This is a genomic window from Ciceribacter azotifigens (assembly GCF_048159625.1).
GTDB classification, from domain to species: Bacteria; Pseudomonadota; Alphaproteobacteria; order Rhizobiales; family Rhizobiaceae; genus Allorhizobium; species Allorhizobium azotifigens.
In genome coordinates this window covers 169,325-192,669 of sequence record NZ_JBLQTA010000008.1, presented here as the reverse complement: position 1 = coordinate 192,669, position 23,345 = coordinate 169,325, and the positions used below count along the sequence as shown (strand labels likewise).

General features: G+C 63.1%; 27 protein-coding genes. 19 read left to right on the top strand and 8 right to left on the bottom strand.

What is annotated here, in order from left to right; translation table 11 throughout:
• The first annotated feature begins 92 nt into the window (after nt 1-92).
• Entirely contained in the window at nt 93-1,283 is a 1,191-nt protein-coding gene (locus ACM6UT_RS13805) for a cystathionine beta-lyase (protein ID WP_416797917.1), read from the top strand.
• 2 nt (nt 1,284-1,285) lie between these two features.
• Here the strand turns inward: ACM6UT_RS13805 and ACM6UT_RS13800 are convergent, their stop codons facing one another.
• Nucleotides 1,286-2,449, bottom strand: coding sequence for an FAD-dependent monooxygenase (locus tag ACM6UT_RS13800; protein WP_416797916.1), 1,164 nt, complete (start codon nt 2,447-2,449; stop codon nt 1,286-1,288).
• A 30-nt stretch (nt 2,450-2,479) separates the two neighbouring features.
• Nucleotides 2,480-2,725 carry a zinc-finger domain-containing protein gene (locus tag ACM6UT_RS13795; protein ID WP_416797915.1) on the bottom strand — a complete coding sequence of 82 codons (246 nt, stop codon included), beginning with the start codon at nt 2,723-2,725 and terminating at the stop codon, nt 2,480-2,482.
• Nucleotides 2,726-2,899: 174 nt separating this feature from the next.
• Here ACM6UT_RS13795 and ACM6UT_RS13790 point away from each other — a divergent pair, with 174 nt between their 5' ends.
• Nucleotides 2,900-3,685, top strand: coding sequence for an alpha/beta fold hydrolase (locus tag ACM6UT_RS13790; RefSeq protein ID WP_416797914.1), 786 nt, complete (start codon nt 2,900-2,902; stop codon nt 3,683-3,685).
• 12 nt (nt 3,686-3,697) lie between these two features.
• Here ACM6UT_RS13790 and ACM6UT_RS13785 read toward each other — a convergent pair whose 3' ends face one another.
• Nucleotides 3,698-4,501 (bottom strand): enoyl-CoA hydratase-related protein, encoded by an 804-nt coding sequence (locus ACM6UT_RS13785; protein WP_416797913.1) that lies wholly within the window; start codon nt 4,499-4,501, stop codon nt 3,698-3,700.
• 73 nt (nt 4,502-4,574) lie between these two features.
• Here ACM6UT_RS13785 and cysE point away from each other — a divergent pair, with 73 nt between their 5' ends.
• From cysE to ACM6UT_RS13745, 8 genes are all read left to right on the top strand, one after another.
• Entirely contained in the window at nt 4,575-5,399 is an 825-nt protein-coding gene (gene cysE / locus ACM6UT_RS13780; RefSeq protein WP_416797912.1) for a serine O-acetyltransferase, read from the top strand.
• 141 nt (nt 5,400-5,540) lie between these two features.
• Entirely contained in the window at nt 5,541-5,744 is a 204-nt protein-coding gene (locus ACM6UT_RS13775) for a DUF3126 family protein (protein WP_182307442.1), read from the top strand.
• 191 nt (nt 5,745-5,935) lie between these two features.
• Nucleotides 5,936-6,295 (top strand): phasin family protein, encoded by a 360-nt coding sequence (locus ACM6UT_RS13770; protein ID WP_416797911.1) that lies wholly within the window; start codon nt 5,936-5,938, stop codon nt 6,293-6,295.
• A gap of 244 nt (nt 6,296-6,539) precedes the next feature.
• Nucleotides 6,540-6,887, top strand: a complete 348-nt coding sequence (gene clpS, locus ACM6UT_RS13765) for an ATP-dependent Clp protease adapter ClpS (protein ID WP_114363134.1) — start codon at nt 6,540-6,542, stop codon at nt 6,885-6,887.
• Between the two features lie 9 nt (nt 6,888-6,896).
• Nucleotides 6,897-9,344 (top strand): ATP-dependent Clp protease ATP-binding subunit ClpA, encoded by a 2,448-nt coding sequence (gene clpA / locus ACM6UT_RS13760; RefSeq protein WP_416797910.1) that lies wholly within the window; start codon nt 6,897-6,899, stop codon nt 9,342-9,344.
• 116 nt (nt 9,345-9,460) lie between these two features.
• Nucleotides 9,461-9,877 (top strand): nuclear transport factor 2 family protein, encoded by a 417-nt coding sequence (locus tag ACM6UT_RS13755; protein WP_416797909.1) that lies wholly within the window; start codon nt 9,461-9,463, stop codon nt 9,875-9,877.
• 120 nt (nt 9,878-9,997) lie between these two features.
• Entirely contained in the window at nt 9,998-10,750 is a 753-nt protein-coding gene (locus ACM6UT_RS13750) for an AzlC family ABC transporter permease (RefSeq protein WP_416797908.1), read from the top strand.
• Nucleotides 10,747-11,076, top strand: coding sequence for an AzlD domain-containing protein (locus ACM6UT_RS13745; protein WP_416797907.1), 330 nt, complete (start codon nt 10,747-10,749; stop codon nt 11,074-11,076). The genes ACM6UT_RS13750 and ACM6UT_RS13745 overlap by 4 nt, the downstream gene beginning before the upstream one ends.
• 3 nt (nt 11,077-11,079) lie before the next feature.
• Here ACM6UT_RS13745 and ACM6UT_RS13740 read toward each other — a convergent pair whose 3' ends face one another.
• The gene (locus tag ACM6UT_RS13740) at nt 11,080-11,961 is read right to left on the bottom strand and encodes a LysR substrate-binding domain-containing protein (protein WP_416797906.1); all 882 of its coding nucleotides are present in this window, start codon (nt 11,959-11,961) and stop codon (nt 11,080-11,082) included.
• Nucleotides 11,962-12,077: 116 nt separating this feature from the next.
• Between ACM6UT_RS13740 and ACM6UT_RS13735 the strand changes: the two genes are divergently transcribed.
• Entirely contained in the window at nt 12,078-12,932 is an 855-nt protein-coding gene (locus tag ACM6UT_RS13735) for an urea carboxylase-associated family protein (RefSeq protein ID WP_416797905.1), read from the top strand.
• 164 nt (nt 12,933-13,096) lie between these two features.
• Here ACM6UT_RS13735 and ACM6UT_RS13730 read toward each other — a convergent pair whose 3' ends face one another.
• The 4 genes from ACM6UT_RS13730 to ACM6UT_RS13715 form a co-directional block, all read right to left on the bottom strand.
• Nucleotides 13,097-13,522 carry an HIT family protein gene (locus ACM6UT_RS13730; RefSeq protein WP_416797904.1) on the bottom strand — a complete coding sequence of 142 codons (426 nt, stop codon included), beginning with the start codon at nt 13,520-13,522 and terminating at the stop codon, nt 13,097-13,099.
• A gap of 61 nt (nt 13,523-13,583) precedes the next feature.
• Nucleotides 13,584-14,777, bottom strand: coding sequence for a GNAT family N-acetyltransferase (locus ACM6UT_RS13725; protein WP_416797903.1), 1,194 nt, complete (start codon nt 14,775-14,777; stop codon nt 13,584-13,586).
• A gap of 10 nt (nt 14,778-14,787) precedes the next feature.
• Nucleotides 14,788-15,522, bottom strand: coding sequence for a glycerophosphodiester phosphodiesterase (locus tag ACM6UT_RS13720; protein ID WP_416797902.1), 735 nt, complete (start codon nt 15,520-15,522; stop codon nt 14,788-14,790).
• The gene (locus tag ACM6UT_RS13715; RefSeq protein WP_416797901.1) at nt 15,519-15,986 is read right to left on the bottom strand and encodes a RidA family protein; all 468 of its coding nucleotides are present in this window, start codon (nt 15,984-15,986) and stop codon (nt 15,519-15,521) included. The genes ACM6UT_RS13720 and ACM6UT_RS13715 overlap by 4 nt, the downstream gene beginning before the upstream one ends.
• Before the next feature lie 119 nt (nt 15,987-16,105).
• On the opposite strand from ACM6UT_RS13715, the gene ACM6UT_RS13710 reads away from it, so the two are divergent.
• From ACM6UT_RS13710 to rseP, 8 genes are all read left to right on the top strand, one after another.
• Nucleotides 16,106-16,930: a cell envelope integrity EipB family protein gene (locus ACM6UT_RS13710; RefSeq protein WP_416797900.1), complete on the top strand. Its 825-nt coding sequence runs from the start codon at nt 16,106-16,108 to the stop codon at nt 16,928-16,930.
• A gap of 199 nt (nt 16,931-17,129) precedes the next feature.
• On the top strand, nt 17,130-17,897 hold the full coding sequence (gene rpsB / locus ACM6UT_RS13705) for a 30S ribosomal protein S2 (protein WP_112689767.1): 768 nt from the start codon (nt 17,130-17,132) through the stop codon (nt 17,895-17,897).
• Nucleotides 17,898-18,162: 265 nt separating this feature from the next.
• Nucleotides 18,163-19,089, top strand: a complete 927-nt coding sequence (gene tsf / locus ACM6UT_RS13700; protein WP_416797899.1) for a translation elongation factor Ts — start codon at nt 18,163-18,165, stop codon at nt 19,087-19,089.
• Between the two features lie 95 nt (nt 19,090-19,184).
• Complete coding sequence (gene pyrH, locus ACM6UT_RS13695) at nt 19,185-19,907, top strand: UMP kinase (RefSeq protein WP_416797898.1); 723 nt, start codon at nt 19,185-19,187, stop codon at nt 19,905-19,907.
• Nucleotides 19,908-19,965: 58 nt separating this feature from the next.
• Nucleotides 19,966-20,526, top strand: a complete 561-nt coding sequence (gene frr / locus ACM6UT_RS13690; protein WP_129331000.1) for a ribosome recycling factor — start codon at nt 19,966-19,968, stop codon at nt 20,524-20,526.
• Nucleotides 20,527-20,577: 51 nt separating this feature from the next.
• Nucleotides 20,578-21,321 (top strand): isoprenyl transferase, encoded by a 744-nt coding sequence (locus ACM6UT_RS13685; protein ID WP_416797897.1) that lies wholly within the window; start codon nt 20,578-20,580, stop codon nt 21,319-21,321.
• A 2-nt stretch (nt 21,322-21,323) separates the two neighbouring features.
• On the top strand, nt 21,324-22,157 hold the full coding sequence (locus ACM6UT_RS13680; protein ID WP_416797896.1) for a phosphatidate cytidylyltransferase: 834 nt from the start codon (nt 21,324-21,326) through the stop codon (nt 22,155-22,157).
• A gap of 24 nt (nt 22,158-22,181) precedes the next feature.
• Nucleotides 22,182-23,312, top strand: coding sequence for an RIP metalloprotease RseP (gene rseP, locus ACM6UT_RS13675; protein WP_416797895.1), 1,131 nt, complete (start codon nt 22,182-22,184; stop codon nt 23,310-23,312).
• The last annotated feature ends 33 nt before the right edge of the window (nt 23,313-23,345 follow it).

Genomic DNA, 23,345 nt, shown 5'->3' with positions numbered 1-23,345 from the left:
CGCATCGCAAGAACGTCACCGCAGCGCTTGACGTCCGTCCCTTCGGATACGAAAAATCCGACCTCCAGATTCCCGAGAAAGGTTGAGCTCGCATGAGAGACAGAAAAGAAATGCTGGCGGCTGCCGGTACGGACACGCGCTTGTGTCACGTCGGCAACGACCCGATGAGCTATTACGGCTTCGTCAATCCGCCCGTGGTCCATGCTTCGACCGTTCTGTTCCCGGATGTGCAGACCATGGAAACCCGCTCGCAGAAATATACATACGGCACGCGCGGAACGCCGACGACGGATGCGCTCTGCGAAGCCATCGACGAACTCGAGGGTTCGGCCGGTACAATTCTCGTCCCGAGCGGGCTTGCCGCGATCACCGTTCCGTTTCTGGCCTTCCTGTCTCCCGGCGACCATGCACTCATCGTCGACTCGGTCTATGGACCCTGCCGCCACTTCTGCGACACGATGCTGACCCGCCTCGGCGTCACGGTCGAATATTATGATCCGGACATCGGTTCGGGGATCGAGGCGCAGATCCGTCCGAACACGAAACTCGTGCACACGGAGGCTCCGGGCTCCAACACTTTCGAGATGCAGGACATCCGGGCGATCTCGGAGGCGGCGCACAGGCACGGTTGCGTCGTCACGATGGACAACACCTGGGCGACCCCGATCTACTTCAAGCCGCTCGATTTCGGTGTCGACGTCTCGATCCATGCGGCGACGAAGTATCCGTCCGGCCATTCCGATATCCTGATGGGAACGGTTTCGGCCAATGCCGCCCATTGGCCGCAGTTGAAGGAAGCAAACGGCACGCTCGGCATCTGCGGTTCGCCGGACGATTCCTACATGATCCTGCGCGGGCTGCGGACGATGAATCTCCGGCTGGAGCATCACAACAGAAGCGCGCTTGCAGTCGCCAGGTGGCTCGAGGCTCGTGACGACGTCGCAAGGGTCCTGCACCCGGGCCTGCCGAGCTTTCCTGGACACGACATCTGGAAACGCGACTTCAAGGGCGCGAGCGGCATCTTCTCCTTCGTGCTGAAGGTCGATGACCGCGAAAGCTTCAAGCCGAAGGCGCGGGCCTTTCTCAATGAACTCTCGCTCTTCGGACTCGGTTATTCCTGGGGCGGCTATGAGAGCCTTGCCGTCATGGTCGATCTCTCCGACCGCAAGATCCGCAAGGCGCCGGCCGAAGGTCCGGTCATCCGCCTGCAGATCGGGCTGGAAAATGTCGAGGACATCATTGCCGACCTTGAACGCGGGTTCCGGGCCGCGGCCGGGGCCTGAACTCAGCCCTTCGCGCGATAGCCGTAGAGCCAGTCCAGATCGGCGGCGAGGCTCTGCGGTGATCGCGTCGCAAGCACCAGGTCGCGGGCGATGCGGACCGGGCCGCGTGCGTGATAGGCGAAGCGGTTGAACGCACCGCGTTTGCCGACCCGGGCGGCGCGCGCCTGACGAACGCGCTCGTAGATCGCGAGTGCCTCGGGGAGCGGCGTGCCGGCGACGAGGCCGCCGAGTTCGAAGGCATCTTCGATCGCCATCGCCGCACCCTGCGCGGCAAACGGCATCATGGCGTGCGCGGCATCACCGATCAGCACCGTGTCCCGCCCGTTCTGCCACCGACCGGGCCCTGCCTGGTACAGCGGCCAGAAAGTGGCGCCTCGCAAACTCGAAAGCAGGTTCCGGATATCGGGATTCCATTCGGAGAATTGCTCGGTGAGTGTCCGGTTTTGCCGCTCGCTGCCTTCCGTCGACCAGGTTTCGCCGGGATCGACGCCCGCGGCGATCGCCACTATGTTGAAACCGGCGATCTCTTTCAGCGGATAGCAGACGAGGTGGGTCCTCGGGCCGAGGAAGGCGGTGACGTTCGACGGATCGAGGAAGTCCGGCGCGTTTGCTCCTGCCATCGTGAAGCGCCACGCGATATTGCCGGAAAAGTGCGTCTTGGGCGCCCCCGGGATGCGGGCTCGGGCTCTCGACCAGACGCCGTCCGCTCCGATGATGAGATCCGGCCGCTCGCCGACCGTGCGGGCGATCGCCGCATCACTCGGGCTCTCCATATGGCAGCCGAGATGGATCTTGCAGAGCGGATTGCGCAGCACCGACGAAAGGAGCGCCTGCTGGAGCGTCGATCGGTGCAGAACACCGTAGGGTGCACCCCAGCGCTCTCGCGCGAAAGCGCCGACCGGAACGGCGGCGAGTGCCCCGAGCGTCACGCCGGATTTCAGCCGGATTTCCTGCGGCTCGCACCATCGTTGTTCGATGTCGCCGAGGACACCGAGTTCGCGAAGGATCCTCGAGGCATTGGGCGAAATCTGCAGGCCGGCTCCGACTTCGCCGAGCTGCGGTGCCTGTTCGAGGATTTCACTGCGGATCCCGTGTCGCGCCAGCGACAGCGCAGCCGTAAGCCCCGCCATCCCGGCTCCGATGATGGCGACGACGTTGGTGGACATGGCCTTGCCGATCGTGGAATGCGGGGGGCGTCAGGCCGCCTTGACGTGATAGACGCAGCCCGTGGGGTTGGTCTGTTCGGCCTTCAGCGAAGGATTATAACGATAGAGGGTCGAGCAGTAGGAGCAGACCTTTTCGTTGTCGTCGCCCATGTCGATGAAGATATGCGGATGATCGAAGGGGGCGGAAGCGCCCGTGCACATGAACTCCTTCACGCCGATCTCGATCACGCGGTGTCCGCCGTCGTTCTGGAAGTGGGGAATGGTGTGCCCGGCCATATGTCTCTCCGAATGCCTTTTCGCTTTGCGGCGAACATTATCCTCCTTCGCCGCGAATGTGTAGAGACAAACACGCGCCGAACCCACAGAAAAGAGGGCGATGCACCTTTGATGCGCGGTCGCGTTTCACTAAGGTGCGCGCCGTTATCCCGCCAAACAAGATGGACCGCAGCGATGAACCTGAATGCGCCCGCATTCTCCCTCTTCTATCACGACGGCTTGCAGCTCGCCTACTTCGACGCCGGCGATCCGTCCGGTCCGCCGATTCTACTGATCCACGGATTCGCCTCGACAGCGACGGTGAACTGGGTCCATCCGGGCTGGCTCAAGACGCTCGGGGAGGCCGGCTACCGTGTTATCGCAATCGACAATCGCGGCCATGGCGCGAGCGATCGTCCGCATGAGCCGGAGGCCTACCATCCGTCGCGGATGGCGGCAGATGCCGCAGCATTGCTGACCCATCTCGGGCTGCCCGACGCCGATGTGATGGGCTATTCGATGGGCGCGAGGATTTCCGCCTTCATGGCGCTCGAACATCCCCACCGCGTGCGTTCGCTGGTCTTTGGCGGGCTCGGCATTGGTCTCTGTGATGGCGTCGGCGACTGGGATCCGATTGCCGAGGCGCTGCTGGCGCCTTCGCTTTCCGATGTGACCCACGAGAGGGGACGGATGTTCCGCGCCTTCGCCGAACAGACCCGCAGCGACCGTATAGCGCTTGCCGCCTGTATTCAGGAGTCCCGTGTGCTGGTCGATCGCGCCGATATCGCCCGCGTCGATGTCCCGACACTGATCGCCGTCGGCACCAGGGACGACATCGCAGGCGCGCCTGGCGAACTGGCGGCGCTGATGCCGGACGCAAGGGCCGTCGATATTCCGAACCGCGACCATATGCTCGCGGTCGGCGACAAGGTGTTCAAGAAAGCCGTGCTCGATTTCTATCGCGAGATCGGCCGTCAGTGACCGCCGCGGCGTCTACTCGCCGGTGAATGCCGGTTTGCGCTTTTCCGCGAAGGCGCGCCGGCCCTCGGCATAGTCGGCACTGTCGAAGGTCGAGGCCCCGACGACCTCCGCTTCGCGCAGGAGGTCGTCGTCGAGTTCAGCAACGGCCCTCAGGGCGAGCTTCGATGCCTGCACCGAGAGCGGAGCGTTGGAGGCAATGGTTTCGGCGAGCGCAAATGCGCTGTCTCCCAGCGTCTCCGGCGTCGTGACATCGAGCAGGAAGCCGCGGGCAAGCAGTTCGGCAGCGCGCATTGCCGCGCCGGTATAGAGCATCTTGCGGGCCGTCTGGTCGCCGAGCGATCGCGCAAAGTCCTGGACGGCGTCGGCCGGATAGGCAAGGCCGAGGCGGGCGGCCGGGACCGCGAAGGCCGCCGTGTCGTCGGCGATGCGCAGGTCGCACGCTGCAGCGAGTCCGAAGCCGCCGCCGTAGCATATTCCGCGGATCGCGGCGATGACGGGCACGCGCGCCTCCCGCACGGCGGTGAAGGCCGCACTATTTTCCGCCTCGTAGAGCCGTGCGGTGGCCGTGTCCTTGCGCACGACCGGGAACTCCGAGATATCGGCGCCGGCGCTGAAATCGCGTTCGCCTGCGCCCGACAGCACGATGGCGCGCGCGCCGGCCTCACCAGACAGCCAGTGAACGGCGTCGGGGATCGCCCGCCACATGGCCGCCGTGACGGCATTCTTGCGTTCCGGATTGTCGATGACGAGGAGGCCGACGCCGTCACGGCTCTCGGTACGAATTTTTCCTGCAGCGAAATCACGGATTTGCTTCATCGTTTCTGCCCATCTGGTTTGCGTTGCCGATAGCCTATATAATGTAACCGCAATGGAACAGAGGAGACCGGCGATGGCCGCAAAGACAGAAGTCCTCCACGGCGAGCATATCAAGTCGATGGATCCCATCTGGGATACGCTTCGCCACGAGGCCCGGACGGCGGCCGAACATGATCCGCTCCTGGCGGCCTTCCTCTATTCGACGATCCTCAATCATCGTTCCCTCGAAGATTGCGTCATCTATCGGATTTGCGAGCGGCTGGATCATGCGGACCTTCAGGCGATCCTGCTGCGGCAGACGTTCGAGGAGATGGTGCGCGACTGGCCGGAATGGGGCCAGATCATGCGCGTCGACATCCAGGCGGTCTATGATCGCGACCCGGCCTGCACGCGATTCATTGAACCGGTTCTCTATTTCAAGGGATTCCATGCCATCCAGACCCATCGCCTCGCACACTGGCTGTGGAATGGCGGACGGCGTGATTTCGCGCTCTATCTGCAGAGCCGTTCATCCAGCGTCTTCCAGACGGACATCAATCCGGCGGCGCGGATCGGCAAGGGCATTTTCCTCGATCATGCCACGGGCCTCGTCGTCGGCGAGACGGCGCGGATTGGCGACAATGTCTCGATCCTGCACGGTGTCACGCTCGGCGGCACCGGCAAGGAGGGAAGCGACCGTCATCCGAAGATCGGCGACGGCGTGCTGATCGGGGCAGGGGCGAAGGTGCTCGGCAATATCGAGGTCGGTTGCTGCTCGCGCGTCGCTGCCGGTTCCGTCGTGCTGAAACCGGTTCCCAAGGGCTCGACCGTGGCCGGTGTCCCGGCCCGCGTGGTGGGTGAGGCGGGTTGTGCCGAGCCGGCCCGCTCGATGGACCAGATGCTCGCCTCCGAGGCGTGACCGGAAACAGCCATGTCGGCAAAGGCAGTCGAGGGCGGTGGGGTTTCAGCCTCCGGCCATTTGTCCGCAGCCGCGTCTTTACATCATCCGAGCGGCCGTGCGACAAGCGCCGCGAACCTGAATCGCCCATGGAGAACTGTAGTGAAGCCCGACGAAATCAAGAAACTCGACGCCTATTTCAAGCGGACGTTCAATCCGGCCATCGTGGTCAAGGCGCGCCCCCGCAAGGACGACTCTGCGGAAGTCTATCTCGGTGACGAGTTTCTCGGCGTGGTCTTCCGCGACGACGAGGACGGTGATCTCTCCTACAATTTCTCGATGGCGATCCTCGACGTCGATCTCTAAGCTTCTAGTTGCAGGCTTGCTGATATATTTCTACCATATCAGCATGCAGGGTCGCCCGTCATCCAGGCGGCCCTTCTTTTTGGCGACGTGTACAACCTAGACGCGATATTGCATCGCGGAAAACAATTGACAAAAATTGTGCATGCGCTATGTGGATCAGCAGCGAAATCAAGCAGAAGGGACGCTGCCGTATGTTTAATTTCGATGAAGCGAACAGGAAGGGCAAGGAAGCGATGGACGCGATGCTGAAGAATTACGCAGAGATCGCGAAGGGCTTTCAGGCCATCGCGACGGAGGCTTCCGAATATTCGAAGAAGTCATTCCAGGATGCGGTTGCGCATATGGAAAGCCTGGCCGGCGTGAAGAGCGTCGAAGGTGCACTCGAACTGCAGACGAACTTCGTGAAGGGCGCCTACGAAGGCTTCGTTTCCGAAGCGACGAAGCTCACGGAAATGTACGCCGATCTCGCGAGAAACGCCTACAAGCCCTATGAGACCCCGGTCGCCAAGGCATCGAAGTCCGTCGGCGTCCCGGCCGCGGCGGCCGCCTGAGGCCAACCCGCCGCGCCACCGCGCATCGAATAAATCAAGGCCGGCTGCGGGATCCGCGGCCGGCCTTCTGCGTTGTCTCTCACGGCCTGTCCCCGCTTTTCTCGGCGGCGGCGGCCGATGCGATGCAAATGTGTTTGCACTCCCTTGCAGGGGGCTTAAAATCACCAAATTACGAACTACCTTAATGTGCTAAGTGTTCGCCTCGGCGCCAGCCGGCCGGCGAACCACTGGAGAATGGAAGAATATGATCGCCACGCCGGTCTTCATGCAGCAGAAAAGTGACGGGGACAACGCCGGTCGCGGCACGTCCGTCATCACGCGCACGAAGCCCAAGACCAAGAAGCCGAATCTGTATCGCGTGCTGCTTCTCAACGACGACTACACCCCGATGGAATTCGTGATCCACATCCTGGAGCGCTTCTTCCAGAAGGACAGGGAGGCCGCCACGCGTATCATGTTGCATGTTCACAATCATGGCGTCGGGGAGTGCGGTGTCTTCACCTACGAGGTCGCCGAGACCAAGGTCAGTCAGGTGATGGATTTTGCCCGGCAGCACGAGCACCCGCTGCAATGTGTGATGGAAAAGAAGTGAGGATCTGACGTGCCAACATTTTCTCCGAGCCTCGAAAAGGCGCTGCACCAGGCACTGACCTACGCGAACGAGCGGCATCACGAATATGCCACGCTCGAGCATCTTCTGCTCGCGCTGATCGACGATGCCGATGCGGCTGCCGTGATGGGGGCGTGCAACGTCAACCTCGACGTGTTGCGCAAAACCGTCAGCGACTATGTCGACAACGAGCTTTCGAACCTGGTGACGGGCTACGACGAGGACTCCAAGCCGACCTCCGGCTTCCAGCGTGTCATCCAGCGCGCGGTCATTCACGTGCAGTCGTCCGGCCGCGAAGAGGTGACCGGCGCGAACGTGCTGGTCGCCATCTTCGCCGAGCGCGAGAGCCATGCGGCCTATTTCCTGCAGGAGCAGGAGATGACCCGCTACGACGCGGTCAACTACATTTCCCACGGCATTGGCAAGCGTCCGGGCGCGTCGCAGGTGCGCCCGCCGCGTGGCGCCGAGGAGGGCGAAGCCGAGGCCAAGCAGGCGCGTGACCAGGAGGACGGAGCCCCCAAGGGCAAGCAGGAAGCCCTCAAGGCTTACTGCGTCAACCTCAACGAGAAGGCGCGTGCGGGCCGGATCGATCCGCTGATCGGCCGCAACGACGAGGTCAACCGGACGATCCAGGTGCTTTGCCGCCGTTCCAAGAACAATCCGCTCTATGTCGGCGATCCCGGCGTCGGCAAGACGGCGATCGCCGAAGGCCTCGCCAAGCGCATCGTCGAGGGCAAGGTTCCCGACGCGCTGAAGGATGCGACGATTTTCTCGCTCGATATGGGTACCCTGCTTGCCGGTACCCGCTATCGCGGCGATTTCGAGGAGCGCCTGAAACAGGTCGTCAAGGAACTCGAGGATTACCCGGGCGCCGTGCTCTTCATCGACGAGATCCACACCGTTATCGGTGCGGGCGCGACGTCGGGCGGCGCCATGGACGCCTCGAACCTCCTGAAGCCGGCGCTGTCTTCGGGGGCGATCCGTTGCATCGGGTCGACGACTTACAAGGAATACCGCCAGTTCTTCGAGAAGGATCGGGCTCTCGTTCGCCGTTTCCAGAAGATCGACGTCAACGAGCCTTCGATCGACGACGCGATCGAGATCATGAAGGGCCTGAAGCCCTATTTCGAGGACTACCACAAGCTCCGCTACACGAACGAGGCGATCAAGGCGGCAGTCGAGCTTTCGGCGCGCTACATCTCCGACCGCAAGCTGCCGGACAAGGCGATCGACGTCATCGACGAAACCGGTGCGGCGCAGATGCTGCTGCCCGCGTCCAAGCGGCGCAAGCTGATTACCGAGCGGGAGATCGAGGCGACGATCGCGACGATGGCGCGCATCCCTCCGAAGACCGTCTCCAAGGACGACGAGATGGTGCTCGCCAATCTCGAGAAGGAGCTCCGTTCGGTGGTCTACGGCCAGGACAAGGCGATCGAGGCGCTCTCGACCTCGATCAAGCTTGCCCGAGCCGGCCTGCGCGAACCGAACAAGCCGATCGGCTGCTATGTTTTCTCCGGCCCGACGGGTGTGGGCAAGACCGAAGTCGCAAAGCAGCTTGCCGCCTCGCTCGGCGTCGAACTGCTGCGCTTCGACATGTCCGAATACATGGAACGCCACACCGTCTCGCGGCTTCTCGGGGCGCCTCCCGGCTATGTCGGCTTCGACCAGGGCGGTCTGCTGACCGACGGCGTGGACCAGCACCCGCATTCGGTCGTCCTGCTCGACGAGATCGAAAAGGCGCATCCGGACATCTACAACATCCTGCTTCAAGTTATGGATCACGGTTCGCTGACCGACCACAACGGCAAGAAGATCGACTTCCGCAACGTCATCCTAATCATGACGACCAACGCGGGCGCGACGGAAGGCGCAAAGGCGGCAATCGGTTTCGGCTCGTCCAAGCGGACGGGAGAGGAAGAGGAGGCCCTCAACCGTCTCTTCACCCCGGAATTCCGCAACCGCCTCGATGCGACGATCCAGTTCGCACCGCTGCCGACCGAGGTCATCCATCAGGTGGTGCAGAAGTTCGTCATGCAGCTCGAGGCGCAGCTTTCCGAGCGCAACGTCACCTTCGACCTCGCGCCGGAGGCGATCGCCTGGCTTGCCACCCGTGGCTATGACGAAAAGATGGGTGCCCGTCCGCTGGCGCGCGTCATTCAGGAGCACATCAAGAAGCCGCTCGCCAACGAGATCCTCTTCGGCAAGCTGAAGAAAGGCGGTGTCGTCAAGGTCGGTGTGAAGAAGGACGAGACCGGCGCCGAGGTCCTCGATCTCGATGCGGTTCCGGATGTCGCGCCGGTAAAGCCGAAGGCGGAGGCCGAAACCGTCGGCGGAGAGGCCAGGACTGCCCGCAAGGCGAAAGCCTCGACGGAAGAGCCGGGCGAGGCTCCGGCTCCGAAAAAGCGAAGCTCGGTTCCCAAGGTGCCGAAGAAGAAATAGCGGTTGGTCTTCGAGTGGTAGTCCCTTGCTATACGAAGAGGTGAATTGACCCCTCGCAGCCACGCTGCGAGGGTTTTCTCGTCGGTACTGCCGACGGCAATCGGGGGAGCGGAAGGATGGAGCATGAGAGCGGTGGGATACCTCGTCACGGTGATGAGGAGCAGCTGCTCTGGGAGCACGTCCAGATGCTATGGGAGCTTGCCCGCCGGCGTGAGACCGCACCGGTCCGCAGGCTTCTCCATCCCGATTACAGCGGCTGGGTGACCGGCCTCGACAGGCCGCACGATTATGAGGCGGCGGTGGCTTCCGTCGGGCCGGGTTCGCCGCGCATTCTCCGCTACAGGCTGCAGCCTCTCGAAGTCACGGTCTTCGATCACGAAGTCGGCGTCGTGCACTATCGTTACGAAGCGGAGGTCGAGGCCGCAGGCGGCGCATCCCAGGCCGTCGCCGGGCGCTGGACGGAGGTCTACATGCGTCGCGGCCGGAGCTGGTTGATGATTTCGGTGAGCGGCGGGCCCGACGGCATGCGCTGAAGGAATGGCCGGGTTGCGGAAAACCGCTGTCTCGTGCCGGGAATCGCCGGTATTGCTTGCACAAACCCTGTGCCGGCGGCGTCTCTCGCCGGTCCCCGCCGTCTCCCCTGGGATCTGCCGATGCCGTTTCAGACTGCCGATTCCGAGTCTTTTCGCTGGTTCCGGCGCGGTGCAAGCGGCATTTTCAGCCTGCCGGCGCTGATCCTGATGACCTCCTTCGTCGGTTTCGCCGCCTTCGCGCTCGAGGCCGGCATTTCGCGCGGCGCGGCCATTTTTATGACGCTGATGGTCTGGGCGCTGCCGGCCAAGATGATCCTGACCGGAATGCTCGCGAGCGGCGCCCATATTCTCGCGATCATCGTTGCCGTTTCGCTCTCCTCGATTCGGATGATGCCGATGGTGGCGTCGCTCGTTCCGGAAATCCGCACGCCGCGCACACCCGTCTGGTTGCTGCTCTTCCTTTCCCATTTCATCGCGATCACCGCGTGGGTGTTCACCACCCAGCACATCGGTACCGTTCCGCGCGAGCATCGTACCGTCTACTTTGCCGGTTTCGCGATCACGCTGACGCTCACCAACACGCTTCTCGTCGGTATCTGCTACGGCCTCGTCGAGACCTTCCCGCCGATGGTCGCCGGCGTGCTGTTCTTTCTCACACCGGTTTATTTCGTCGCCTCGATCTGGGCGACGTCGCGCCAGCCCGTCCTCAAGCTGGCGTTTCTCATCGGAGTTGTCGGCGGGCCGCTGTTGTCGATGGTTGTGCCGGGATTGGACGTCCTGATCGCCGGTCTCGGTGGCGGAACGCTGGCCTATCTCACTGATCGGCTGGTCCTTTCCGGCCGGCGGAAGCACCGAGCGGGAGAAGGCCGATGAGCGACTACTCGATCTATGCCGTGATCCTCGTCGCGGGCTGGCTGGCGACGGATATCTGGCGTTGGCTCGGCGTGGTTGCCGGCAACCGCATGAACGAGGATTCCGAGGCGCTGAAATGGGTGAGGGCGGTTGCCACATCGCTGGTCATGGCGGTGACTGCGAAGCTCATCGTCTTTCCGACCGGCAGTCTTGAAGCCTCGCCGCTCTGGCTGCGGCTCGTGGCGGCAGGGCTCGGCTTCGCTGCCTTCCTGGTAGCGGGGCAGCGGGTCGTCGTCGGCGTCGTGGTCTCCGTGGCCCTTCTGGCGCTCGGCCTTGTCTTCGTCTGAGCCTTAACCCTCCGGAGGGGGCGCATCGGCCGCCTCCGCCAGCAACCAGTCTCGCATCAGCACTGCTTCCGGTGAGAGGCTTGCCGCTTCCGTCAACCAGTAAGCCTTCTCCATGTCCGTCGGGCGATCGAACAGGATTTCGAGTTCCCCTCGCGAAAGCTCGTCGACAATGAGCGCGGTCGGGCAGAGCGCAACGCCGAGCCCGGCCGTCAGAGAACTCAGGAGCAGGTTGAAATCGGCGAAGATTGGCCCCGCCTCGCGCGGGCTTTCGAGACCTCCTTCGGAAAACCACCGTCGCCAGGCGGCCGGGCTCTCGTCGTGCAGGAGATCGGCCTTGAAAAGTTCGCGGGGATCGCGGATCGGGCCTCTGCGATGCAGATAGGCCGGCGCGCAGATCGGGCGTGTTGCACCGGAGAGAATCGGTACCGCCCCGGCATCCGGACGAGCGCCGTGCTGGATCAGCAAGTCTGCCGCGGCTTCCGATGCTGTCTTTGCGCCTGCCGCATAGGAGATCGCGACCTGTATGTCCGGATGGGCGACGCGGAAGCGCGGCAATCGCGGCGCCAGCCAATGGGTGACGACTGAGGGAAGGCAGGCGAGCCGCACGGTGCGGCGCTTTGCTCCGGCCGACAGTTGTTCGGCGGCAGCAGCGATGCCGGTGAGCCCCGCGGTCACAGCATTGCCGAATTCCCGCCCGGCGGGCGTCAACCGCACGCCACGCGCGCTGCGCTCGAAGAGGCTGACACCGAGCCAGGTTTCGAGGCTGCGCACATGCTGGCTGACGGCGGCCGGCGTGATGCCGAGCTCGGCGGCCGCCTGTCGGAAATTCTCGCGGCGGGCGGCGGATTCGAAGGCGCGGAGACTTGGCAGGGGCGGAAACTTCATGACGGACGAGGATAAGTGACGCTTAGCCTTGTGGCAAGGAGAAGCCGTCTTGCCAGCGGCCTTGCTGGCGTGCAGTGTCCGCCCAGTTATTCGTCTATGAGAGCGCAGGATCGTTCATGACCGCCAAGTCCGCCGTCCAGGCCCCCGCCGACGCCGCCGAGCGCCGGGCCCGTCGCCCCGTCGTCGTCTATCCTAACGGAACCTTGCCGGCTCCGGACATGGCGCGACTCGAAGAAGCGCGCGCAACGCTTGAAAAAATCGATGAAATCGTCGTTCCGCCGCGCGATGGTGGAGCGTTCGAGGTGCCGAAGGGGCATTTCTTCCGTGTCGTCAGCATCGAGGGGCCGCAGGTCGGCGACCTCAACCTATGGAACGCGGCGGACCTTTCCGAACGCTTCTTCAGCGGCAAGACGCGGGCGCTGCACGCGACCCATGTCTCGGTCGGCGACCGGCTCTGGAGCTCGCTGCCGCATCTGCGGCCGATGGCGACGATCACCCACGATACGCTCGCCTGGTACGGTTGGGACGACGACGGGGCGGGTCTGCACGATGTCATCGGCACGCGCTGCGATCCCTATACTAACCGGCTGCTCTCCGGTGGCGACTATCATCATTGCTGCCATTCGAACCTGACGCGCGCGCTCGCCGGAGCGAAGGGCCTCGCCTTCCGCGAGGCCGAGCCGTATGTCCACGATGTGCTCAACGTCTTTATGTGCACCGGCTTTACCAGCGATACGCACCAATATTTCATGAAGGCGAGCCCGGTCCGGCCCGGCGACTACATCGAATTTTTCGCCGAGATCGACCTCATCGGCGCACTGTCTGCCTGCCCCGGCGGCGACTGCAGCACCACCCATTCGAGCGACGCGGCCGCGTGCTATCCGCTGAAGGTCGAGATATTCAGGCCGGACATGGGCCTCTTGAAAGACTGGCCGTTCCCGGAGAGGAACGGCTATCGCAATCCGGAGTAAGGGTCGGAAATCTCAGCGTTCGGCCGAATCGTTACCTCCCTGATGGGGGAGGTCGCGCGCGGGTGGGGGTGACGTTGCGTGCCAGGGAGTGGGTTTTGTCGCCGGAAGGGTCACGCCACCCCGGAGCGGCGCTCCGACCCTCCCCCTCAAGGGGAGGGTGGCGCTTACAGCGCCGCCTTGATCTTCTCTGCGTGCGCCTTCAGCACCTCGACATCCTCCATCTGGCCGGAATGCGGCCGGAGCGGCACACCCTCATAGCGCGGGATGACGTGGAAATGCAGGTGGAAGACCGTCTGGCCGGCGGTGGGCTCGTTGAACTGGGCGACGAAGACGCCGTCGGCGTCGAGCGCCTCCTTGGCAGCGACCGCGAGCTTCTGGACGACCGGGATTGTGCGGGCGAGGACTGCGGGATCGGCGTCAAGCAGGTTGCGCGATCCTTCCTTCGGAATGACGAGGAGATGGCCCGGCGATTGCGGCATCACGTCCATGAAGGCGAGCGTATGCTCGTCCTCGTAGAGACGGACCGAGGGAATCTCGTTTTTCAGGATTTTGGCGAAGATGTTGTTCGGGTCGTAGGCCGGGCTGGTCATCGTGGGTCTCCTCGTTTCGCTGCGTACCTAACGCGACCGTGGGGGAACGATCAAGCGCCCGTCAGTCGTCGCGGCACTGCCGCTCGCCCTTCCTGAAGGGGGTGTGTCCGCCGAGATACTCGCCAATCTGTTCGACTTCGCGGCGCTCATGCTCGAGATAGTCGGCGACGGCGCGCCTGAGGCCGGGATGGGCGATGAAGTGCGCGGAGTGGGTGGTCACCGGCTGGTATCCGCGGGCGAGCTTGTGCTCGCCCTGCGCGCCGGCCTCGACCTTCTTCAGACCTTTCGCTAGGGCAAAATCGATCGCCTGGTGATAGCAGACTTCGAAATGCAGGAACGGATGCTCCTCGATGCAGCCCCAATGCCGCCCGAAGAGCGTGTCGCCACCGATGAAGTTGATTGCGCCCGCAATGTATCGCCCGTTGCGTTTCGCCATCACCAGCAGGATGTCGTCGGCCATCCGTTCCCCGATCAGCGAGTAGAAATCCCGTGTGAGGTACGGGCGGCCCCATTTGCGGCTGCCGGTATCCATGTAGAAGGCGAAGAACTGGTCCCAGACGGATTCCGTGAGATCAGTGCCGGTGAGCCAGTCGATCGTGATGCCGTTCTCGAGCGCCGCACGCCGCTCCTTCTTCAGCGCCTTGCGCTTGCGCGAGGCGAGGGTGTCGAGGAAATCGTCGTGATCCCTGTAGCCGGCGTTCAGGAAATGGAACTGCTGGTCGGTCCGGTGAAGATAGCCCTGCCCCTCGAAGGCGGCGAGCTCGTCTTCGGGCAGGAAGGTCACGTGGGCGGAGGAGGCGCCGATCTTCTCGGTGACCTGGCGCAGGCCTGCGGCGAGCAGAGCGCGGACCTCTGCCTGGTGTCGGCCTTGCGCAACCATCAGCCGCGGCCCCGTCGCCGGGGTGAACGGAATGGCAGCCTGCAGCTTCGGATAGTAGCGTCCGCCGGCGCGCTGGTAGGCGTCGGCCCAGCCGTGATCGAAGACGTATTCGCCGCGGCTGTGGCTCTTGAGATAGCAGGGGACGGCGCCGATCAGGGTTCCGGCGGCATCCTCCAGCAGGAGATGATGACCGAGCCAGCCCGTCTCGGCGGTCGCCGATCCCGACTCCTCGAGTGCGGAGAGGAAGCCATGTGCGTTGAACGGATTGTAGCTCCCGCCGGGCTTGTATCGCCCCGCACCGTCGAGCGTGGCCCAAAGCTCGGGCGGGATCGCTGTAAAGGACCGTTCGATCCGGATGGATACCTCTTGCGTCATGCTGCTCCCGTCAGGCGGTCGCGACCGTCGTCTCCCGGGGATCGAACCCCTCGAAGGTCATCTGCTCCGCATATTTATAAGTATGCTGCCGCATGATTTCATCCCTGACCGTCCACGTAATGACCGGGATGCCGCGTTCGCGCTGGGCGGTGACGAAGCTGTTCGGCAGATGCGCAGCACAGTAGGAGATGAAATCGAGCCCAAGCTGCATCGCCTCGTCATGGACGAAGAAGGTTTCGGGCTTGGCGCCCTCCGCAGTCAGTCCGACCGGGTAGGGGCAGTCGAGCGCCTTCAGGTCCTTCAGCAGCCAGTGGTCGAAGCTCATCAGCGCGACCTTGCCTTCGTAACCTTCGAGCACGTCGAGCACGGTCGCGGCAAAGCCGTCATCTTCCTCGGCGCTGGTGCCCTTGAGCTCGATGACCAGTGGAACGCGGCCCTTGACGAGCGCCAGCATCTGCCGGAGCGTCGGGATGCGGTCGGCGGTGCCGCCGACGGACAGCATGCCGAGCTCGGCGGCGGTGCGCTCGCGCACGTCGCCCGCGATCCCGCACAGCCGCTGCACGTCATGGTCGTGGAACACGACGGGGACGCTGTCGGCCGAAAGCTGCACGTCGCATTCGATCGCAAAGCCGGCGTCGATCGCCCGCTGGAAGGCCGAAAGGGTGTTTTCCCAGACGGCCTTGTTCATGTCGTGGAAGCCGCGATGGGCGACCGGCAGGTCTTTGATCCAGCGGGCGTCGGTCACAGGGTGATCTCCAGGATCGCATCGATCTCGACGGCGGCGTTGAGCGGCAGGGCGGCCATGCCGACGGCGGCGCGGGCGTGCTTGCCGGCGTCTCCGAGAACATTGGCGATGAGATTGGAGGCGCCGTTGATCACCAGATGCTGCTCGGTGAAACCCGGTGCCGAAGCGACGAACCCGTTGAGCTTGATGACGCGGGCGATGCGGCCGAGATCGCCGAGCGCCGCCTTTGCCTGGGCGAGGATGTTGATCGCACAGAGTTCCGCCGCCCGCTGAGCGGCCGCGAGATCGACGTCACTGCCGACCAGGCCGGTCATCGCAATCTTGCCGTCCTCCATCGGAAGCTGGCCGGAGAGGTAAAGCAGGTTTCCGCTGATGACGTATGGAACGTAGTTCGCGGCCGGTGCGGCGGCGACCGGAAGGCGGATACCCATGGCTTCCAGACGATTGTCGATTGTCTCGGACATTCTAGTTTCCCGGTTTTCTTGTAACATTGAAAAAGAATCTTGCATTACACGAAGGCGTGCCTCGCTTTCGCCGGGACAGTTCTTATATCATCGCCGGCCAGTCCAACAGGAGGTTTTGAATGTTTCGCTCGAGCTATGCGGTTGCCGCTCTGGCCACGCTGGGTGCCGTCGGCTGGATGGCGAGCGGGGCGGAAGCTGCCGCCGGCCGTCTGGCGCCGCACAGGGCCATCTACGACGTCGAGCTGAAGGAAGCCTCCGAACGGGCCGGCATCGAGGCGATGCGCGGCCGAATGGTCTACGAATTCGTTGGCTCGGAATGTAAGGGCTACACCACCAATTTCCGCTTCGTGACCCGCATCGACACTGGCGAGCAGGTGCGCGTAACCGACCAGCAGAGCCGGACATTCGAGGATATCGCCAAGGGCAGGTTCCGTTTCGAAACGAAGTCCTTCACAGACGACCAGCTCGACAAGGACGTGAAGGGCAGGGCTGCGGACGAGAACGGCCGGGTCAAGATCGAGATCGACGGTCCGGCGAAGCGTGCGTTGGAACTGGCGGACAGCCGGTTCCCCGCCGAACACATGCTGGAAGTCATCGACAGGGCGAGGAAAGGCGAGACCTTTTTCGAGGCGCGCATCTTCGACGGCTCGGAGGACGGCGACCGCAGCTATCTGACGACCACGATCGTCGGCCACGCGACCGAACCGGGCAAGGACGAGCCCGATGCCGGAAGGGCCGGCGCAATGGCGGCGGCGAAATACTGGCCGGTCTCGATCGCCTACTACGACGACAAGACGGCTGGAGACCAGTTGCCGGTCTACACCCAGTCCTTCAAGCTCTACGACAACGGCGTCACCCGCGACCTTACCCTCGATTACGGCGACTTCATCCTCAGCGGTCATCTCTCGAAACTGGAGATGCTCGAGGACCGCGGCTGCAAGTAGTCCTGCCAACACCGGTTCGCCGAAACAATCTTTACCGACAAAAGCCTTGATTTCCTGACGAACTCGCTATATGGCGAGCGGCATTCCACACGTAAGGCATGGGATTGTCCGGGAGAAATCCGGACGTTTCCGCCGGTGGCATTCTCGAAGAGGGTGCTGTTCGCCTTGCGGAGGTTCAACCGGAAAAGGAGAAAAAGGCATGGCATTGCCTGATTTCAGCATGCGCCAGCTTCTGGAAGCTGGTGTTCACTTCGGCCACCAGACCCACCGCTGGAACCCGAAGATGAAGCCGTACATCTTCGGCGATCGTAACAACATCCACATTATCGACCTCGCGCAGACCGTGCCGATGCTTTCGCGCGCCCTGCAGGTCGTTTCCGACACCGTCGCCCGCGGCGGTCGCGTGCTGTTCGTCGGTACCAAGCGTCAGGCTTCCGACCTGATCGCCGACAGCGCCAAGCGTTCGGCCCAGTACTACGTCAACTCCCGCTGGCTCGGCGGCATGCTGACCAACTGGAAGACCATTTCGAACTCGATCGCCCGCCTGCGCAAGCTCGATGAGATCCTCGCTTCGGAAGCCCAGGGCTATTCGAAGAAGGAACGCCTCAACCTCGAGCGCGAACGCGAAAAGCTGAACAAGGCTCTCGGCGGTATCCGCGATATGGGCGGCACCCCGGACCTGATGTTCATCATCGACACCAACAAGGAAAAGATCGCAATCGATGAAGCCAAGCGCCTGGGTATCCCGGTCGTCGCCATCATCGACTCGAACTGCGATCCGGACCAGATCGACTACGCGATTCCCGGCAACGACGACGCCTCGCGCGCCATTGCTCTCTACTGCGACCTGATCGCTCGTGCGGCGATCGACGGCATCGCACGTCAGCAGGGTGCCTCCGGTCGTGACATCGGCGCCTCTGCCGAAGCCCCGATCGAGCCGGCGCTCGAAGACGAAGCCGGCGCCTGACGATGGCGAGCGGCGGAGCCTTTTCGGTCTTCGCCGCGTTTTCCTGATACGGGACGGGGCCGCTCTCAGCAATGCTGGTGGCGGCCTGTTCCTTTGCGGTGCGGACGTTTCGAACTCGCCGCCGCGATAGTCACCAGAGTTTATTATCGTGATGGCGCTGCTTCATCACGTTGTCATACTTCCGGGTACAGTTCGTGCCCCAAACAGGGCGCCTTCCGTCGTTTTCGGGGGCGGGCGCACCGCTTGAACCGACAAGAGGCAAACAATGACCGAGATCACTGCTGCAATGGTGAAGGAACTGCGCGAAAAGACCGGCGCAGGCATGATGGATTGCAAGAAGGCGCTCGCCGAGACCAACGGCGACATGGAAGCGGCCATCGACTGGCTGCGCGCCAAGGGCATCGCGAAGGCTGACAAGAAGTCCGGCCGCACCGCAGCGGAAGGTCTCATCGGCATTGCCGGCGCCGGCACCAAGGCCGTCGTCGTCGAATTGAACTCCGAGACCGACTTCGTTGCTCGTAACGATGCCTTCCAGGACCTCGTTCGCGGCATTGCCGGCGTCGCTCTTTCGACCGACGGTTCGGTTGATGCGATTGCCGCCGCCAGCTACCCGGCAACCGGCAAGTCCGTCGCTGAAAGCCTGAAGGACGCGATCGCCACGATCGGCGAAAACATGACGCTGCGTCGCGCGACCCTGCTTTCCGTCGAAGACGGCGTCGTCGCCACCTACATCCACAACGCCGTCGCCGACGGTCTCGGCAAGCTCGGCGTATTGGTCGCGCTGAAGTCGACCGGCAACAAGGACGCGCTGAACGCCATCGGCCGCCAGGTCGCCATGCACATTGCCGCCACCAACCCGCTCGCCATCCGCGCCGAAGAAGTCGACGCGGCTGTCGCCGAACGCGAACGCAACGTCTTTATCGAGCAGTCGCGCGCTTCGGGCAAGCCGGACGCCATCATCGAGAAGATGGTCGAAGGCCGCATGCGCAAGTTCTTCGAGGAAGTCGCTCTGCTGTCGCAGGCCTTCGTCATCAATCCCGACCTGACGGTCGGCGCTGCGATCAAGGAAGCAGAGAAGGAAGTCGGCGCTCCGATCGAAGTTACCGGCATGGCTCGCCTGCTGCTCGGCGAAGGCGTCGAGAAGGAAGCCACCGACTTCGCCGCCGAAGTCGCAGCCGCTGCCAAGGGCTGATCGGCCCTTTCGTCCTTCATTGGGAAAAACATGGGCATCGCGTGACAACGCGATGCCCTTCGTGTATCCGGCATCTAGTTATTCAAGGAGCGATCATGTCTTCCGCACCTCTCTATAAACGCGTTCTTCTGAAGGCCTCCGGCGAAGCCCTGATGGGTAGCCAGGGTTTCGGTATCGATGTGGCGGTGGCGGACCGTATTGCCTCCGATATCGCCGAAGCGCGGGCCATGGGCGTGGAGGTTGGCGTCGTGGTCGGAGGTGGAAACATCTTCCGTGGTGTGGCGGTGGCCTCCAAGGGCGGCGACCGGGTGACCGGCGACCACATGGGCATGCTCGCGACCGTCATCAACGCCCTGGCGCTCGCAACCTCGCTCCGCAAGCTCGACATCGACACGGTGGTGCTTTCGGCCATCGCCATGCCCGAAATCTGTGAGAGCTTCTCGCAGCGTGCGACGCTCTACCATCTTTCGCTCGGCCGGGTGGTCATCTTTGCTGGCGGCACTGGTAATCCCTTTTTCACGACCGATTCGGCCGCCGCGCTCCGTGCTGCCGAGATGGGTGCAGAGGCAATCTTCAAGGGAACCCAGGTGGACGGGATCTATTCGGCCGATCCGAAGAAGGACCCGACGGCCACCCGCTTCGAAAAGCTCACCCATGATGAGGTTCTGCAGAAGGGCCTTGCGGTGATGGACGTCGCCGCCGTCGCGCTCGCACGCGAGAACCACATCCCGATCATCGTCTTCTCGATCCACGAAAAGAGCGGATTCCGTGACATCCTCGCCGGTGGCGGCAGGAAGACGGTGGTCTCCGATACCTGAAAACGCCGGGACATTCTTTCTCCAGGCCGACGGCCATATCGACTACAGGAGTATCATCATGACTGCAGAGGTTGATCTCAACGATCTGAAGCGCCGCATGGAAGGCGCAATCAACGCGTTCAAGCACGATATCGCGTCGCTGCGCACCGGCCGCGCTTCGTCCAACCTGCTTGATCCGGTCCAGGTGGAAGCCTATGGCTCGCGGGTGCCGCTCAACCAGGTGGCCAACATCACCGTCCCGGAACCGCGTATGCTCGGCGTATCCGTCTGGGACAAGTCGATGGTCGGTGCCGTCGACCGGGCGATCCGCGAGTCGAATCTCGGCCTCAATCCGATCATCGACGGCCAGAACCTGCGCATTCCGCTGCCGGAACTGAACGAAGAACGCCGCAAGTCGCTGGTCAAGATTGCCCACGATTACGCCGAGAAGGCGAAGGTCGCCGTTCGCCACGTGCGTCGCGACGGCATGGACGGCCTTAAAAAGGCCGAGAAGGACGGTGTTATCGGTCAGGACGAGAGCCGTGCGCAGTCGGACCGAGTGCAAAAGATGACCGACGATACTATTTCTGAGGTCGACCGCTTGCTCGCGGAGAAGGAAAAGGAAATCATGCAGGTCTGAGGGCGCGGGGCGCGTCCCAGTCGTCCTGCCGAACGGAGAACCGGATCGAACATGTCCACATCCGAGAGCCGCGCTGCCCCGCAGCATGTTGCGATCATCATGGATGGCAACGGCCGCTGGGCAAACGCGCGCGGTCTGCCGCGGGCGGTCGGGCACCGCAAGGGAGTCGAGGCGGTTCGGGAGGTCGTTCAGGCAGCCGCCGATGCTGAGATCAAGTATCTGACGCTTTTCGCTTTTTCCTCGGAGAACTGGCGTCGGCCGCAAGCCGAGGTCAACGATCTGTTCGGGCTTCTGAAGACTTTCGTCCAGCGCGACCTTGCGGAACTTCATCGCAAGGGTGTCCGCATTAGGGTGATCGGCGACCGCGTGCACCTGCGCGACGACATCCGCCTGCTCCTGCTCGAGGCGGAAGAGACGACGCGCGCCAATGGTGCGCTGACCTTGATCATCGCGTTCAACTACGGCTCCCGCGACGAGATCGCGCGAGCCTGCGCGGGCATCGCCGCGGACGTCCAGGCCGGGCGCCTGCAGCCTTCGGAGATCGATGCCCAGATGATCAACGACAGGCTGGATACCGCCGGCATTCCGGATCCGGACCTCGTCATCCGCACCAGCGGCGAGGAGCGGCTCTCCAATTTCCTGCTTTGGCAGGCGGCCTATGCGGAACTGATGTTCGTGCCGGAATACTGGCCTGATTTCACTCGTGAAATCTTCTTTTCGGCACTCGATCGCTATGCGGCGCGCGACCGGCGATTTGGCGGGTTGTCGGCCACGCCCGTGGCGGTGAGCTCGTAACGATGGCCCAAGAACTCCGTCTTCGCATTTATTCGGCAATCGTCCTTGCCGCGATCGTGCTGGCCGCGACCTGGATCGGTGGTCTGGCGTTTCGCATCGTCGCGTCGGTGATCGGCCTGCTCGTCTATTACGAGTGGTCGATGATTACGCGGCTTGCGGAAAAGAGTGTGCGCGGCAACGCCTGGGGTTGGTTTTCAATGGCGGCCATCACTGCGACGCTGTTGCTGACGTCCGGCGAAATGACGGTTCCACTGTTTGCCGGCCTCGTCCTGACTGCGGCACTTCCTGCAATCGCGGGGCGGTGGAGCTGGTGGCAGACCGGCGGCATCTTCTATGCCGGACTGAGCGCGATTTCGCTGTCAGCGATCCGCGGTGAGGATTCTCTCGGATTCACCGCGATGCTCTTCGTCTTCGCGATCGTCTGGGGCACCGACATTCTCGCCTATTTCGTCGGCCGGGCGCTCGGCGGACCGAAGCTCGCGCCCAGGATATCGCCCGGCAAGACGTGGTCCGGTGCCATCGGCGGCACGGCTGCGGGTGTTGCCGGTGGAATCGCCGTGGCGCTCGCCTATTTCCAGAGTGTCGCACTTTGGGTGCCGGTCGTTGCCTTTGCGCTCTCGGTATCGAGCCAAATCGGCGACCTCTTCGAATCCTTCATAAAGCGCCGCTTCGGCGTGAAGGATTCCGGACGGATCATTCCGGGACACGGCGGCGTCATGGACCGCGTGGACGGACTTGTTTTTGCCTGTTTTTCGGCTTTCCTTCTTGCTGTCGGCTATTCGGCCGTCACCGGCGCCGGAATAGACTCGCTCGGCGGCTTCCTGCTCGGCCTCTGACGCAAACCATCAAAGGGAGCGGAAATGGATCAGATCACGGCATTTTTCGGTTTTCTGGCGGGCTATATCCTGCCCTATGTGATCATCCTGTCGCTGCTCGTCTTCGTGCACGAGATGGGGCACTATCTCGCGGGTCGCTGGTCCGGCATCCGCATTCTCGCCTTTTCCGTCGGCTTCGGGCCGGAGCTTGTGGGTTACACCGACAAGCACGGAACGCGCTGGAAGATTTCCGCGATCCCCCTCGGTGGCTATGTCCGGTTCTTCGGCGATGCGGATGCGGCAAGCCGTCCGGGAGGAGAGCTGGACGACCTGAGCCCGGCCGAGCGCGAACAGACGCTCGCCGGTGCGCGGTTGTGGAAGCGTGCGATTACCGTTGCCGCCGGTCCGATCGCCAATTTCGTGCTCGCGATCGTCATCTTTGCGGCCATTTTTGGCGCCTACGGCAAGCCGGTTGCTGATCCGGTGGTCGCCGAGGTCAAGGCGGCGAGCGCCGCCGAGGCCGCAGGCGTCAAGCCTGGCGACCTGTTGATCGCGCTCGACGGTTCCCATGTGGAGACGTTCGACGATGTCGTCCGCTACATCACCATGCGGCCGGAAATCCCCGTCGTCGTGACCGTCAAGCGGGGCGAAAGCCTCCTTGATCTCGAGATGGTGCCGCGCCGGACGGTGACGACCGATCGCTTCGGCAACACGATGGAAGTCGGCCAGATCGGCATCGTCACCAACAAGGACAGCGGCAATTTCCGCGTCGAGCCGCTGTCGCCGCTGCAGGCGATGGGCGAGGGCTTCCGCCAGACCTGGCACATCGTTACCGGAACAGTCGACTATATCGGGAACATGTTTGCCGGGCGGATGAATGCCGACCAGCTCGGCGGACCGGTTCGGGTGGTGCAGGCGTCCGGCCAGATGGCCACTCTCGGCGTTCTGGCGCTCCTCAATCTCGCGGCCGTATTGTCCGTTTCTCTTGGACTATTGAATTTGATGCCAGTTCCGGTCCTTGACGGAGGCCATCTGGTGCTCTACGCGCTTGAGGCCTTGCGCGGGAAACCGGTCGGGGCGGCGGCCCAGGAAATTGCCTTCCGGATCGGTTTGGCGATGATCCTGTCACTGATGGTTTTCGCGACGTGGAACGACATCAGCCGGCTGATCGGATGAGGGCCGTCTTGAAAGGCGCGATACGATTTGTTT

Coding starts and splice junctions, on each gene's coding strand:
- ACM6UT_RS13805 (WP_416797917.1), top strand. CDS start 93: ATGAGAGACAGAAAAGAAATGCTGGCGGCTGCCGGTACGGACACGCGC.
- ACM6UT_RS13800 (WP_416797916.1), bottom strand. CDS start 2,449: ATGTCCACCAACGTCGTCGCCATCATCGGAGCCGGGATGGCGGGGCTT.
- ACM6UT_RS13795 (WP_416797915.1), bottom strand. CDS start 2,725: ATGGCCGGGCACACCATTCCCCACTTCCAGAACGACGGCGGACACCGC.
- ACM6UT_RS13790 (WP_416797914.1), top strand. CDS start 2,900: ATGAACCTGAATGCGCCCGCATTCTCCCTCTTCTATCACGACGGCTTG.
- ACM6UT_RS13785 (WP_416797913.1), bottom strand. CDS start 4,501: ATGAAGCAAATCCGTGATTTCGCTGCAGGAAAAATTCGTACCGAGAGC.
- cysE (WP_416797912.1), top strand. CDS start 4,575: ATGGCCGCAAAGACAGAAGTCCTCCACGGCGAGCATATCAAGTCGATG.
- ACM6UT_RS13770 (WP_416797911.1), top strand. CDS start 5,936: ATGTTTAATTTCGATGAAGCGAACAGGAAGGGCAAGGAAGCGATGGAC.
- clpS (WP_114363134.1), top strand. CDS start 6,540: ATGATCGCCACGCCGGTCTTCATGCAGCAGAAAAGTGACGGGGACAAC.
- ACM6UT_RS13755 (WP_416797909.1), top strand. CDS start 9,461: ATGGAGCATGAGAGCGGTGGGATACCTCGTCACGGTGATGAGGAGCAG.
- ACM6UT_RS13750 (WP_416797908.1), top strand. CDS start 9,998: ATGCCGTTTCAGACTGCCGATTCCGAGTCTTTTCGCTGGTTCCGGCGC.
- ACM6UT_RS13745 (WP_416797907.1), top strand. CDS start 10,747: ATGAGCGACTACTCGATCTATGCCGTGATCCTCGTCGCGGGCTGGCTG.
- ACM6UT_RS13740 (WP_416797906.1), bottom strand. CDS start 11,961: ATGAAGTTTCCGCCCCTGCCAAGTCTCCGCGCCTTCGAATCCGCCGCC.
- ACM6UT_RS13735 (WP_416797905.1), top strand. CDS start 12,078: ATGACCGCCAAGTCCGCCGTCCAGGCCCCCGCCGACGCCGCCGAGCGC.
- ACM6UT_RS13730 (WP_416797904.1), bottom strand. CDS start 13,522: ATGACCAGCCCGGCCTACGACCCGAACAACATCTTCGCCAAAATCCTG.
- ACM6UT_RS13725 (WP_416797903.1), bottom strand. CDS start 14,777: ATGACGCAAGAGGTATCCATCCGGATCGAACGGTCCTTTACAGCGATC.
- ACM6UT_RS13715 (WP_416797901.1), bottom strand. CDS start 15,986: ATGTCCGAGACAATCGACAATCGTCTGGAAGCCATGGGTATCCGCCTT.
- ACM6UT_RS13710 (WP_416797900.1), top strand. CDS start 16,106: ATGTTTCGCTCGAGCTATGCGGTTGCCGCTCTGGCCACGCTGGGTGCC.
- rpsB (WP_112689767.1), top strand. CDS start 17,130: ATGGCATTGCCTGATTTCAGCATGCGCCAGCTTCTGGAAGCTGGTGTT.
- tsf (WP_416797899.1), top strand. CDS start 18,163: ATGACCGAGATCACTGCTGCAATGGTGAAGGAACTGCGCGAAAAGACC.
- pyrH (WP_416797898.1), top strand. CDS start 19,185: ATGTCTTCCGCACCTCTCTATAAACGCGTTCTTCTGAAGGCCTCCGGC.
- frr (WP_129331000.1), top strand. CDS start 19,966: ATGACTGCAGAGGTTGATCTCAACGATCTGAAGCGCCGCATGGAAGGC.
- ACM6UT_RS13685 (WP_416797897.1), top strand. CDS start 20,578: ATGTCCACATCCGAGAGCCGCGCTGCCCCGCAGCATGTTGCGATCATC.
- ACM6UT_RS13680 (WP_416797896.1), top strand. CDS start 21,324: ATGGCCCAAGAACTCCGTCTTCGCATTTATTCGGCAATCGTCCTTGCC.
- rseP (WP_416797895.1), top strand. CDS start 22,182: ATGGATCAGATCACGGCATTTTTCGGTTTTCTGGCGGGCTATATCCTG.